Annotated in this window: 10 protein-coding genes; 8 read left to right on the top strand and 2 right to left on the bottom strand. The window is 71.5% G+C overall.

Features of this window, described 5'->3' with window-relative positions; all coding sequences use genetic code 11:
* Positions 1-13: 13 nt before the first annotated feature.
* From ACX28W_RS18650 to ACX28W_RS18640, 3 genes are all read left to right on the top strand, one after another.
* Entirely contained in the window at positions 14-1,180 is a 1,167-nt protein-coding gene (locus ACX28W_RS18650) for a damage-control phosphatase ARMT1 family protein (RefSeq protein WP_459000098.1), read from the top strand.
* A gap of 260 nt (positions 1,181-1,440) precedes the next feature.
* A complete protein-coding gene (locus ACX28W_RS18645; RefSeq protein WP_459000097.1) occupies positions 1,441-3,855 on the top strand; it encodes a terpene synthase family protein in 2,415 nt (804 codons plus the stop codon).
* 306 nt (positions 3,856-4,161) lie between these two features.
* Complete coding sequence (locus ACX28W_RS18640; protein WP_459000096.1) at positions 4,162-4,800, top strand: PDZ domain-containing protein; 639 nt, start codon at positions 4,162-4,164, stop codon at positions 4,798-4,800.
* Positions 4,801-4,802: 2 nt separating this feature from the next.
* Here the strand turns inward: ACX28W_RS18640 and ACX28W_RS18635 are convergent, their stop codons facing one another.
* Positions 4,803-5,555 (bottom strand): phosphodiesterase, encoded by a 753-nt coding sequence (locus ACX28W_RS18635; protein ID WP_459000095.1) that lies wholly within the window; start codon positions 5,553-5,555, stop codon positions 4,803-4,805.
* Between the two features lie 230 nt (positions 5,556-5,785).
* Between ACX28W_RS18635 and ACX28W_RS18630 the strand changes: the two genes are divergently transcribed.
* Both ACX28W_RS18630 and ACX28W_RS18625 read left to right on the top strand, forming a co-directional pair.
* Positions 5,786-6,901 carry a M24 family metallopeptidase gene (locus tag ACX28W_RS18630; RefSeq protein ID WP_459000094.1) on the top strand — a complete coding sequence of 372 codons (1,116 nt, stop codon included), beginning with the start codon at positions 5,786-5,788 and terminating at the stop codon, positions 6,899-6,901.
* A 70-nt stretch (positions 6,902-6,971) separates the two neighbouring features.
* The gene (locus tag ACX28W_RS18625; protein ID WP_459000215.1) at positions 6,972-7,901 is read left to right on the top strand and encodes an aminoglycoside phosphotransferase family protein; all 930 of its coding nucleotides are present in this window, start codon (positions 6,972-6,974) and stop codon (positions 7,899-7,901) included.
* A gap of 52 nt (positions 7,902-7,953) precedes the next feature.
* Here ACX28W_RS18625 and treZ read toward each other — a convergent pair whose 3' ends face one another.
* Positions 7,954-9,699 carry a malto-oligosyltrehalose trehalohydrolase gene (gene treZ / locus ACX28W_RS18620; RefSeq protein ID WP_459000093.1) on the bottom strand — a complete coding sequence of 582 codons (1,746 nt, stop codon included), beginning with the start codon at positions 9,697-9,699 and terminating at the stop codon, positions 7,954-7,956.
* Between the two features lie 246 nt (positions 9,700-9,945).
* Here treZ and ACX28W_RS18615 point away from each other — a divergent pair, with 246 nt between their 5' ends.
* The 3 genes from ACX28W_RS18615 to ACX28W_RS18605 all read left to right on the top strand — a co-directional run bounded on the left by ACX28W_RS18615 (position 9,946) and on the right by ACX28W_RS18605 (position 12,423).
* The gene (locus ACX28W_RS18615; RefSeq protein WP_459000092.1) at positions 9,946-10,500 is read left to right on the top strand and encodes an FHA domain-containing protein; all 555 of its coding nucleotides are present in this window, start codon (positions 9,946-9,948) and stop codon (positions 10,498-10,500) included.
* Positions 10,501-10,669: 169 nt separating this feature from the next.
* Positions 10,670-12,001: a M14 family zinc carboxypeptidase gene (locus ACX28W_RS18610; RefSeq protein WP_459000091.1), complete on the top strand. Its 1,332-nt coding sequence runs from the start codon at positions 10,670-10,672 to the stop codon at positions 11,999-12,001.
* An 8-nt stretch (positions 12,002-12,009) separates the two neighbouring features.
* Complete coding sequence (locus ACX28W_RS18605; RefSeq protein WP_459000090.1) at positions 12,010-12,423, top strand: SSI family serine proteinase inhibitor; 414 nt, start codon at positions 12,010-12,012, stop codon at positions 12,421-12,423.
* Positions 12,424-12,426: the final 3 nt, after the last annotated feature.

Below are 12,426 nucleotides of genomic sequence, written 5' to 3'. Positions count from 1 at the left end.
TACGGTGAGCCGCATGTCTGAACCCGTCGACGCGCCTGTGATCCTCAGCAATGCGCCGGGCTCGTTCCCGTGGAGTGTGCTGGCCGAGCGGCATCCGGCACTCATCCGCAAGGTGCGGGACGCCTTCCCGTACGGCCCCGAGCAGCACCGCGCGCTCGACGCCCTGCTGAAGAGCGCCACCGACGGCGCCATCGAGCCGCTCGGCACGCGGGCGGCGGACCGGGAGCAGTGGGAGAGGTGGGGTGGGCCGGCGTACTTCGGCCGCTCCTGGTTCGATGTGCCCTTCCTCTGGTCCGAAAGCTACTTCTACCGCCAACTCCTTGAAGCCGTCGGCTACTTCGCCCCCGGCCCCTGGAGGGGCATCGACCCCTTCCGTCCCTTCAAGCTCGCGGAGTTCGACACACCGGAGGCGGACGAGGAACTGGCGGCGCTGGACGAACTCGCGCACCAGTCGGTCGAGGACCAGGAGGTAGCACTGCTGCACGGCTCGCTGTGGGGCAACCGCGCCGACCTCGGCTTCCGCATGACCGGCGCCGAGGGGGAGACGCCGACGGACTCGCAACTCGTGGCGAATGACAGCGACGTGCTGCGGTCACTGTTCTCCGGAGGCACCCTCTGCCTGGTCGCGGACAACTCCGGCCGGGAACTCATCCCCGACCTGCTTCTCATCGACCACCTCCTGCGCCACCGACGCGTCGAGCGGACCGTCCTGCACGTGAAGCCGTACCCGTACTACGTGTCCGACGCCACCACCGCCGACGTGGTCGACGCCCTGCGCCACCTCACGAACGCGAAGGGGGCGGCCGGTGAGTCCGGCCGGCGCCTGTGGTCGGCCATGACCGACGGCCGGCTCACCGTCCGGGCCCACGCCTTCTCCTGCGCCCCGCTGCCGTACGCCGACATGCCCGACGACCTCCGCCGGGAGTTCGCCGAGGCCGACGTCACCGTCATGAAGGGCGACCTCAACTACCGTCGCCTCATCGGCGACCGACTCCGGCCGGCCACCACGCCCTTCGCCGTGCCGACCGCCTACTTCCCCGGCCCGGTCGCCGCCCTGCGCACCCTCAAGTCGGACGTGATCGTCGGTCTGGACGCCCGTACGGAGGCGGAACTCGTGGCGACGGAGGAGCAGCGCTGGCGCACGAGCGGCACCCACGCGCTGATCCAGGCCCGGAGCTGAGATCTGGCGAAGCTCAACCTTTAGACCGACCGGCAATGGGAGGGCGGCGTCGCGGGGTCCGGCACGCACATCTGCCGCGTTGTCGTCGGTCGCGATGGCTCCGCCATCACTCCCTCCTCCGCCTTGCAGCTGCACGCACCAGACCCCGCTCCTTCTCCCACCCTCCAGTTGCCGGTCAGTCTTACGCATCAATTCACGCGATGGTGTGATCATGTCCCGGCCTGTGGATGCCGCCGAAGGGCCCTGGGTAGGGCCCGGCCATGACGCAGCCGTTCGAACTCCCGCACTTCTACATGCCGTATCCCGCGCGGCTGAACCCGCACCTCGACGAGGCACGCGCCCACACGGTCGAGTGGGCGCGCGGAATGGGCATGCTGGAAGGCTCCGGCATCTGGGACCGGTCCGATCTCGACGCGCACGACTACGGGCTGCTCTGCGCGTACACGCACCCCGACTGCGACGGCCCGGCGCTCTCGCTCATCACCGACTGGTACGTGTGGGTGTTCTTCTTCGACGACCACTTCCTGGAGACCTTCAAACGCACCCAGGACCGCGACGGCGGCAAGGCCTACCTGGACCGGTTGCCCCTCTTCATGCCGCTGGACCTCTCGACGCCCGTACCGGAGCCGGAGAATCCGGTCGAGGCGGGGCTCGCCGACCTCTGGGCGCGCACGGTGCCCTCGATGTCCATGGAGTGGCGCCGGAGGTTCTCGGTCTCCACGGAGCATCTGCTCAATGAGTCGCTGTGGGAGCTCTCCAACATCAATGAGGGGCGGATCGCCAACCCCGTCGAGTACATCGAGATGCGCCGCAAGGTGGGCGGCGCCCCCTGGTCGGCGGGGCTCGTCGAGTACGCGACCGCCGAAGTGCCCGCCTCCGTCGCCGGGTCGAGGCCACTGCGGGTGCTGATGGAGACGTTCTCCGACGGGGTGCATCTGCGCAACGACCTGTTCTCGTACCAGCGTGAGGTCGAGGACGAGGGCGAGCTCAGCAACGGCATCCTCGTCCTGGAGACCTTCTTCGGCTGCACCACCCAGCAAGCCGCCGAGACCGTCAACGACATCCTCACCTCGCGCCTGCACCAGTTCGAGCACACGGCGTTCACCGAGGTGCCCGCGCTCGCCGTGGAGAAGGGCCTCACCCCGGACCAGGTCGCGGCGGTCGCCGCCTACACCCAGGGGCTCCAGGACTGGCAGTCGGGCGGCCACGAGTGGCACCTGCGCTCCAGCCGCTACATGAACGAGGGCGCGATGGAGGGCAGTCGGCCGCTCGGCCTCGCCGAGTTCGGCACCTCCGCCGTCGACGTCGGCGCCCTGCTCTCCGCGGCCGGCGCGGAGCGGCTGCGCAGGTACACCCATGTCCCGTACCAGAAGGTCGGCCCGTCCCAGCTCCCCGACTTCCTCATGCCCTTCGAACTCTCCCTCAGCCCCCACCTGGACGGCGCCCGCGACCGCCTCACCGGCTGGATGCACGAGAAGGGCATGCTCCAGGAGGGCGTCTGGGACGAGGACAAGCTGGAGGCGTACGACCTTCCGCTGTGCGCGGCCGGCATCCACCCGGACGCCACCGAGGAGGCCCTCGACCTCAGCTCGCAGTGGCTGGCCTGGGGCACGTACGGCGACGACTACTACCCGCTCGTCTTCGGCCACCGCCGCGACCTGGCGGCCGCCAAGCTGACCACCGACCGTCTGTCGGCCTGCATGCCACTCGACGGCGAGCCGGCTCCGCTGCCGGTCAACGCCATGGAGCAGGGCCTTCTCGACCTCTGGGCGCGTACGACGGCGCAGATGACGCCGGACGCGCGGCGCAAGCTCCGGGGCGATGTGGACAAGATGACGGAGAGCTGGGTGTGGGAGCTGTCGAACCAGCTCCAGCACCGTATCCCCGACCCGATCGACTACCTGGAGATGCGCCGCGCAACCTTCGGCTCCGACCTCACCCTGAACCTGTGCCGCCTGGGCCACGGCCCCAAGGTTCCGCAGGAGGTCTACCGCAGCGGTCCCGTCCGGTCGCTGGAGAACGCCGCCATCGACTACGCGATGCTGATCAACGACGTCTTCTCGTACCAGAAGGAAATCGAGTACGAGGGCGAGGTCCACAACGCCATCCTCGTCGTGCAGAACTTCTTCGGCTGCGACTACCCGACCGGGCTCGGCATCATCCACGACCTGATGACCCAGCGCATGCAGCAGTTCCAGCACGTCGCCGCGCACGAACTGCCCATCCTGTACGAGGACTTCAAGCTCTCGGAGGAGGCGCGCGGGATCATGGACGGCTATGTGGTGCAGCTGCAGAACTGGCTGTCCGGAATCCTGAAGTGGCACCAGGACTGCCACCGCTACGGCGCTGCGGACCTGGCCCGCCGCGCACACGGCTTCGTCCCGGACCGCGCACCCGCGGTGCCCTACGGCGGGACGAAAGCCGGAGCGCCGCGGGCGACAGAACCAGCATCCGCGTTCAGCCCTCCGTCGGCGTCGGCGGCCGTGCCGGTGCCCATCCCCCGGGAAGCGGACGCGGATGCGGAGGCGGATGCGAAGGCGAAGGCGGAAGTAGTGGCGGGGCTCGGTCCGGACGGCGCAGAGCGAGCCACGCCGTCGTTCAGTCCCCCGAAGGGGGTCGGAGCCGCCGCGGAGTTCATCCTGCCGAAGGCCCCGGCGGTGCCGATTCCACAGTGAGCCCCGTCGTCCCGGCGAGGCTCCGCTCGACACTCATCGAAGTTGGAGGGAAACGCGGCCAGTTCGGCCGGTCGAGGATTCTGCCTCAGCAGCCGCAGGGCGTGATCGGTCATGTCACCGAACGTAACAGTCGCCACCGACAACAGGACATCGCCGAGAAAACGTCCGACCTCGTCGACGCCCGGGGGCTGACAAACCTCTCGAACGCGCTCGACAGTCTCACTCGTTCGTGAATCGTCGTGCGCCGGTGCGCCGGGTAGACCAACAGCCGGGGGCGGTCCCTAGAGCATCTGCCGGAGGCGATCCATGGAACAGACCGCGTTGCGACCCAAACCGATGCCCGGTCAGGAGCCGGGCGGCGGCGGCCGTCTGTCCGGCACCACCCGGCGCCCGCATGCCGCGCGGCGCCGCGGCAAGCGGCTGACGTCCCTGCTCTTCGGCATCTTCGTCGGGACCGTCCTGGTCCTGTCGGGCGTCGGACTCGGCACTGTGGGTGCCACGGTGATCGGCATGAGCAAGCTGGCGGACCTGCAGAAGCAGGCGGCCGGTGGCCCTCCGTCCGGCGACTCCAAGTCGGCTCATGGCATGGGGGGTTCAGCACAGACGCAGGAGTCCGCCAAGGAACCCACCAAAGAATCCACCGACGCGACCGCCAAGGAGCCCGCCGAAGAACCGGCGAAGGCGACGCTCGCTCTCGAGGTCGTCGACGCTCCCGAGAGCGAGGGCGCACTCGTCGTAGGCGTCCACGTCCCGGGCCCCGGCTACACGGCGGGCCTGGTCCGCGGCGACGTCCTGCTCGCCTTCGGCGACACCCGGGTCCAGTCGGCCGCCGACCTCGCCCGTGCGGTCGCGTCCGCGCACCCCGGGAGCGCCGTCACCCTCACCGTGCGGCGCGCAAACGATGGTAGGCAGCAACTGTCGGCGGTCCCGGGGATCGTGACCTGAGGTCAGACCACCCTGAAGTGGCTCGTCAACCGCCCCTCGTTGTCCAGCACGTGGAACGCGAACCCGGGAGGGGCGTCCCGGTCGGCGGCCCCCTCGCCCTCCCAGGGCAGCCGCAGCGTCCACGTCACCCCGGGACCGACGACGAGCGGCCGCCCGGCGAAGACGGTCGAGGCGGCCGTGTGCGCATGCCCGGTGACGAGCCCGACGACCTCGGGCCGACGCTCCATCAGGGCGGCCAGGGCATGTGACCGGCGCAGCTGGTACGCGTCCGGGAGCGGATGATGCAGTGCCACCGGCGGGTGGTGGAAGGCGAGCAGCGCCGGAAGGCCGCCGTCCAGCTCGTCGAGGGTCGCCTCGATCCAGTCGTACGTCTCCTCGTCGAGCTCGCCCTCGTCGCGTCCCGGAATGCTGGAGTCGCACATCAGCACGGCGGCGTCATCGAAGAGGTGCACGCTGTTGACCGGCCCCTCGGACGCGGGTTCCCCGAGCAGGGCCTTGCGGTACGGCGCGCGGCTGTCGTGGTTGCCCGGGCAGGTGAGTACGGGGAAGGGGGCTTCCCTGTCGCGCAGCCCGAGCAGGCGCGCCGCGTCCTCGTACTCGGCCTCCGTGCCGTGATCCGCGATGTCACCGGTCACCAGCAGCGCGTCCACCCGTCCGGGCAGCGCCCACAGCCGGTCTCGCACCCGCTCGGCCCGCTCGGTTGCCCGCTGGGTCCCGTCGAGATGCAGATCGCTGATGTGTGCCAGTACGAGCATGGCCCTCGCCCTCCCCTTGATGTCCACCCTGTCCACCTGCTCCACCTGTCCGCCTTAATGGCTAACGCGAATGACAACCATTAGAGCTAACGGTATGGCAATACTTACCCGTTAGCAGGGCTCCCGGACCCGGACTGACGACATGGCCGTAACCGGCTCGCGTGCGCATCGGCAAAAGGGCAGGATGCTGCCCGTAGCCCCTGGGAAACTGCGGACAGACGGAGGCATGGATGACCGGCACGCCCGCGCCCTTCACCGCCGGTGACTACCAGTCCCGTATGCGGCGCGCGGCCGAGACCGCCGCGGACGCCGGGCTCGACGGCGTCCTGATCGCCCCCGGGCCCGATCTGGTGTGGCTGACCGGCTACCGGCCCGTGGAGACCGAGCGGCTCACTCTGTTGGTACTCAGGGCCGGACAGGACCCCGTCCTGGTCGTGCCCACCCTGGAGGCCCCGGACGCTGCAGCGGCGGCACCCGAGCTGACCCTCCGGGACTGGACCGACGGCACGGACCCGTACGAGGCGACCGCGTCGCTCCTGGCGGGCAACGGCCGCTTCGGAGTCAGCGACAACGCCTGGGCCCTGCACCTGCTCGGCCTCCAGAAGCGGCTGCCCGACACGCGCTACGTGGCCCTCACCGAGGCCCTGCCGATGCTGCGGGCGGTCAAGGACGCGGCGGAACTGGGGCGGTTGGCGGCCGCCGGGGCGGCCGCTGACGCAACGTACGAGGAAATCCGGAAGGTTCCCTTCGCCGGGCGCCGGGAGGCCGACGTCGCCACCGACCTCGCCGAACTGCTGCGCCGGTTCGGGCACGCGCAGGTCGACTTCACCATCGTCGCCTCGGGCCCCAACGGCGCCAACCCGCACCACGAGGCGGGCGAGCGCGTCATCGAGCGGGGCGACATGGTGGTCCTCGACTTCGGCGGCCTCAAGCACGGCTACGGCTCCGACACCTCCCGCACGGTGCACGTCGGCGAACCGGACGACGAGGAGCGCAAGGTGCACGACGTCGTGCGCGCCGCCCAGGAGGCGGGTGTCGCTGCGGTCAGGCCCGGCGCCACCTGCCAGGACGTCGACCGGGCGGCCCGGGCGGTCATCACCGAGGCCGGATACGGCGAGTACTTCATCCACCGCACCGGGCACGGCATCGGCGTCACCACCCACGAACCGCCGTACATGATCGAGGGCGAGCAGCAGCCCCTCGTGCCCGGGATGTGCTTCTCCGTGGAGCCCGGCATCTATCTGCCCGGCCGCTTCGGAGTGCGTATCGAGGACATCGTCACGGTGACCGAGGAGGGCGGACGGCGCCTCAACACCACGTCCCGAGAGATGGCGATCGTCGACTGACCGACCACCGACCACCGGTCACCGACCACCAGAAGCACTCCCCACCCTCCCCCGGATGACTGGCGCGACCATGACCCAGGCACCGACACCGACCGCGGACACCGTCCGCCGACTGGTTCGTTCGCTGCTCGCCGACGCCGATACGGCGGGAGCGGGACCCGACGTCCGGCCCGTCGCCGAGGGCGGCGAACACCGCACCTGGTGGATCGGCACCCGCCACGTGCTGCGGCTCGCCCCGGACCGTGACGCCTCTGTGCGCCGACGCCGCGAGCTGAGGCTGCGGGACCTGGTCCGCCCGCACATCGGTGTCGCGGTCCCGGCGAGCGCCGCGCACGGAGAGTGGGCGGCCGGGCTGGCCTATACCCTGGACACCCGGTTGCCGGGCCGCTCCGGCGAGGCGCAGGACGTGTCGGCCGTCGGCGAGGCCGACCTGGCGGGTCTGCTCACGGGGCTGCGCGAGGTGCCCGTACGCCAGGTCGAGGCGCTCGGTGTGCCACGTGTCGCGCCGCGCTCCCTGGAAGAGCTGCGAACGGCCGCCGAGCGGGCCGCCGAGCGGCTCGCCGCCGCCGACGAGTTCGACCCCGGGCGCCTCGCCCAGCTCACCGCTCTCGCCGTCGAGCAGCTCGCCGCGCAGCCCGCGGCCGCCGTTCTCGTGCACCACGACCTCAAGGGCGAACACCTGGTGGTGAGCGCCGACGGCCGGGTGCGTGGCGTCCTCGACTGGACCGACGCGGTCGTCGGAGACCCCGCCGAGGACATCGCCGGGCTCGCGATCGCCGTCGGCGCCCCCGCCGCCGTACGCGCCGCCACCCTCGCCGGGTACGGCGCCCGCCCCTGTCTGCGCGGCCTGTGGCTGTCCCGCTGCGACACCGTGATCCGCCTCGCCGACCGCCTCCAGGGCCGCGGCAGCAGCCCCGTGCCGCTCCTGCGGACCCAACTCGACCGGGCCTGGGAGGCGATCCTCCTCGAACGCCTCACGGAACTGCCGGGCGACGACTGAAGCCCCCGGCGCTCACGCCTTCGCCGGCAGGCTCACACCTGCGCCAGGATGCTCACACCTGCGTCACCACCACGCACGACTCGCCCGGCACGCTCAGCACGCCGTCCGGGCCCGGCGCCTCGACCGGCTCCCACGCGGCCAGCACGCGCGCGTGGCGGATGCCGAGCGGGATCGCGGCGGCCTCCTGGGCGAGGTTCACCGCCACCCGGACATCTCCGCGCCGCAGGGCCAGCCAGCGTGCCTCCTCGTCGTGGGCGACCTTGACGGCGGCGAGATCGGGGTCCGAGAGGTCGGGCAGGCGGTGGCGCAGCCCGATCAGCTCGCGGTACCAGGCCAGCACGCGCGCGTGGGGTGCCTTTTCGGGTTCCGACCAGTCGAGGCAGGAGCGGTCCCGGGTCGCCGGGTCCTGCGGATCGGGGACGTCCTCCTCGGACCAGCCGTGCGCCGCGAACTCCCGGCGCCTGCCCCGCCGTACGGCCTCGGCGAGCTCGGGATCGGTGTGGTCGGTGAAGAACTGCCAGGGCGTGCCCGCCGCCCACTCCTCGCCCATGAACAGCATCGGCGTGAAGGGCCCGGTGAGCGTCAGCGCGGCCGCGCAGGCCAGCAGGCCGGGGGAGAGCGACGCCGAGAGCCGGTCGCCCTGTGCTCGGTTGCCGATCTGGTCGTGGGTCTGGGCGTAGCCGAGCAGGCGGTGTGCCGAGACGCGCGTACGGTCGAGCGGGCGGCCGTGACCTCGCCCGCGGAAGCTGGAGTACGTACCGTCGTGGAAGAAGCCGGACGTCAGCGTCTTCGCGAGCGCCGCGATCGGGGCCCGTGCGAAGTCCGCGTAGTAGGCCTGCGCCTCACCGGTCAGCGCGGTGTGCAGCGCGTGGTGGAAGTCGTCGTTCCACTGCGCGTGCAGCCCGAGTCCGCCCTCCTCGCGGGGGGTGACGAGACGCGGGTCGTTCAGATCCGATTCGGCGATCAGGAAGAGCGGCCGGCCGAGATCGTCGGCGAGGGCGTCCACGGCCGTGGACAGCTCCTCCAGGAAGTGGCACGCGCGCGTGTCCCGCAGCGCGTGCACCGCGTCGAGGCGCAGCCCGTCGAGCCGGTAGTCGCGCAGCCACGCGAGCGCGCTGCCGACGAGATACGCGCGCACCTCGTCCGAACCGGGTGCGTCCAGGTTCACGGCGGAGCCCCAGGGCGTCTGATGGGTGTCCGTGAAGTACGGCCCGAACACGGGCAGGTAGTTGCCGGACGGCCCGAGGTGGTTGTGCACGACGTCGAGGACGACGCCCAGGCCGAGTTCGTGCGCCCGGTCGACAAAGCGCTTCAGCGCCTCGGGGCCGCCGTAGGGCTCGTGCACGGCCCACAGCGAGACACCCTCGTACCCCCAGCCGTGCCGCCCCGGGAACGGGCACAGCGGCATCAACTCGACGTGCGTGACGCCCAGTTCCGCCAGATGCCCGAGCCGCTCGGTGGCCGCGTCCAGCGTGCCTTCGCGGGTGTACGTCCCCACGTGCAGCTCGTACAGGACCGCACCCGGCAGCGGGCGCCCCGCCCACCCGGCGCGCCAGGCGTACCGCTCCTGGTCGACCACCGCGCTCAGCCCGTCGGGGCCGTCCGGCTGTCGTCGCGAGCGGGGATCGGGCAGCACGGGGCCGTCGTCCACCGCGAACCCGTACCGCGTCCCGTCCTGCGCGTCCGCATCGCCCGTCCACCACCCGGCGCGCTCCGGATCGCGCTCCAACGCGCGCGTGGCGTCCGCGCAGTGGAGCGTCACCCGGTCGGCCTGCGGTGCCCACACCTCGAACCGCACAGACGGTTCCCCCTTGTCCGCTTTCCGTGACGTAGCTCGTCCATGGTGCTGCACGTGAGATCGATTCGCTTTCGAATCCACCCTTTTGCCGCGCGTTTGCCACGCGATGGCCGCATGGTCGCCGCATGGCCGTCGCGTGATCGCCGGGCCACCTGTGTCATCGTCGCGTGGGGCCAACCTGCCGTCCGCGGCTGCCGTTTCCGGTTTTTCTGGACACCCCGCTCGTCCTGACCGACAATCACCTGCGTGACGTCGTCCTTCGAGTTCCACACGTACCCCGCGCGGCTGTCCGACGCGGAGCGCGACCGGGCGCTGAAGGCGCTCCGTGACGGCGTCGCCCTCGGGCGCCTCTCGCACGACACGTTCATCCGCCGCATGGAGCTGGCGCTCACGGCCCGCAGGTCCGACGAACTCGCCGTGCTCACCGCCGACCTGCCCACCGAGGGTGGCCGCTGGTCGAAGGTGGTGTTCGGCACCGTCGAGGCGGTCTCCGGCTTCACCGTGCGACTGCGCAGGGCCTGGCAGGCCGAGCGGCTGCCGAAGCTGCTGCTGCCCCAGCCGGCCGGTCCGTACCCGCTGCGGATCGGCCGCGACCCCGCCAGCGGGCTGCGGCTCAACCACGAGACGGTGTCACGCATACACGCCGAACTGAGCAGCCAGGGCGGCCTGTGGGTGCTGCGCGACCTCGGCTCGACCAACGGGACGACCGTCAACGGACGGCGTGTGATCGGCGCCGCCGTCGTCAAGGACGGCGACCAGATCGGCTTCGGACGGATGACGTTCCGGCTCGCGTCATCCTGATCGGCGCCCGGGTTTCGTCCACCGGTTCCCTCCCGCCCCTCTTGCCTTCTGCGGTGTTGACGTACCTCCACAGCCGTGACTGACTGTGTGTACACCATGTACATCAGGTGAAACGACGGCACCACATTCGTGGAGGTGTGCCCTGCCACCACTCCTCCGCTACCCGACCGTGGACGAGCTGGGCGCCCGTGCGGCCGCGCTTGTCGCCGGCTGTCCGCGCGACGCCCGACTGCGCCGCGTGGGCACGTCACGGGCAGGCACACCGCTGTGGCTCCTGTCCGTCGGGCACGGCAGCCGGCAGGTCCTCGTCGTCGCCGGACCGCACGCCAATGAGCCCGTGGGCGGCGCCACGGCCCTGAGGCTGGCCGAACGGACGCTCGCCGACCCCCGGCTCCGCGACGGCGCCGACACCACCTGGAACCTGCTGCTCTGCCTCGACCCCGACGGCGCCCGGCGCAACGAGGCCTGGCTGTCGGGCCCGTACACCCTCGGCCACTACTTCCGGCACTTCTTTCGGCCCGGCTTCCGCGAGCAGCCCGAGTGGCTGCCCGACGGCGCGGACGGCGCCGCCCTGCCCGAGACCCGCGCCCTCCTCGACCTCCAGGACGAGCTGCGGCCCTTCTTCCAGTGTTCCCTGCACGGCGTCGACGTCGGCGGCGCCTTCGTCGAGCTGACCCGCGAGCTCCCCGGCCTCGCCCAACGCGTCGCGCACGCCGCAGCCCGCCTCGGCATCCCGCGCGAACTGGGACCGTACGACACTCTGTACTGGCCGACGCTCGGCCCCGCCGTCTACCGCATCCCGCCGCCGCGCCCGACCGACCTGGCCGCCGCCATCACCGAGGCCGCGGTCGAGTCCACCTGGTTCCACCCGCACCGGTACGGCACAGTGACGGCGGTCGTCGAGGCCCCCATGTGGGGCGTGACAGCCGTGGAGGACGCCAACAGGCCCGCCGACGCCGATGCCGACACGGTGCTGCGCTCCGTCAGCCACACGCTGCGCCACGACACCCGGCTCCTGGAGGGCGTCCTCGCGCGGATCCGCCCCGGCCTCGGCACCTCCTCGGACGTCGCCGGCCTTCTCGCGCCCGTCGACGACTATTTACTGGTCGGCCCCGGACTCGCCGACTCCTGGGACCCCGACGTGGACGACGCCGGCGCCCGCCCCCTGCCGCCGCTCGACACTGCCCGCCTGACGGCCCTGCGCCTCGCCGGACGCCGGGTCGCGCTGCGTACGGCGGGGCTGTTGCACCAGCTCGTGACCGGCTCCGGGCAGGACCCGTGCGGGGTGCTGCCGGAGCTCGACCGGCTGATCGACGAGTGGTGCGCCGACTACCGCGACGGCTGCGGTGCCCGCTGGATTCCGGTCGCCCGCCAGGTCGAGTACCAGGCGCGGGTGGTGATCGCCGCGTGCGAACTCGCCGGGCGGGGCGCGCCCGTGCGCTCCCATTCGGGTGAGACGGGGTGGGGTTCGCAGGCCGCGCTGCCGATGCATCGGGAATGAAACGAAACATGCAAGCGGTACGCGGCGGTCTGCTCGCGACGGTCGCCCTGCTCACCCTGGGCTCTGCCCCGGCGCACGCGATGCCCCAGGAAGCGGCCTCGGACAACTCGCTGCACGTCACCGTCTCCAGCGGCGACGACCACACCAGCAGCATCCACGGCACGCTCCTGCACTGCGACCCGCCCGGGGGTCACTCCCATGCGGCCGAGGCCTGCAAGGAACTCGCCGCCGCCGACGGGGACATCGCCCGAATCCCGGTCAAGCCCGACGTCGTCTGTCCCATGGTCTACGCGCCGGTCACCGCCTCCGCGCGCGGGGAGTGGGACGGCCGCCGGGTCGAGTACTCGCGCACCTTTTCGAACTCCTGCGTGATGGGCGCCGAGACGGGTTCGGTGTTCGCCCTTTCGGACTCATCGGACTGATCT

The sequence above is a fragment of the Streptomyces sp. SD15 genome, from assembly GCF_054462255.1.
The sequence above is the reverse complement of the archived record's forward strand: the minus strand, read 5'-3'. Positions and strand labels throughout refer to the sequence as shown.

Bases quoted from the DNA above. Each gene is read 5' to 3' on its own strand.
- ACX28W_RS18605 (WP_459000090.1), top strand. From the start codon at position 12,010: ATGCAAGCGGTACGCGGCGGTCTGCTCGCGACGGTCGCCCTGCTCACC.
- ACX28W_RS18625 (WP_459000215.1), top strand. From the start codon at position 6,972: ATGACCCAGGCACCGACACCGACCGCGGACACCGTCCGCCGACTGGTT.
- ACX28W_RS18635 (WP_459000095.1), bottom strand. From the start codon at position 5,555: ATGCTCGTACTGGCACACATCAGCGATCTGCATCTCGACGGGACCCAG.
- ACX28W_RS18645 (WP_459000097.1), top strand. From the start codon at position 1,441: ATGACGCAGCCGTTCGAACTCCCGCACTTCTACATGCCGTATCCCGCG.
- ACX28W_RS18630 (WP_459000094.1), top strand. From the start codon at position 5,786: ATGACCGGCACGCCCGCGCCCTTCACCGCCGGTGACTACCAGTCCCGT.
- ACX28W_RS18640 (WP_459000096.1), top strand. From the start codon at position 4,162: ATGGAACAGACCGCGTTGCGACCCAAACCGATGCCCGGTCAGGAGCCG.
- ACX28W_RS18650 (WP_459000098.1), top strand. From the start codon at position 14: ATGTCTGAACCCGTCGACGCGCCTGTGATCCTCAGCAATGCGCCGGGC.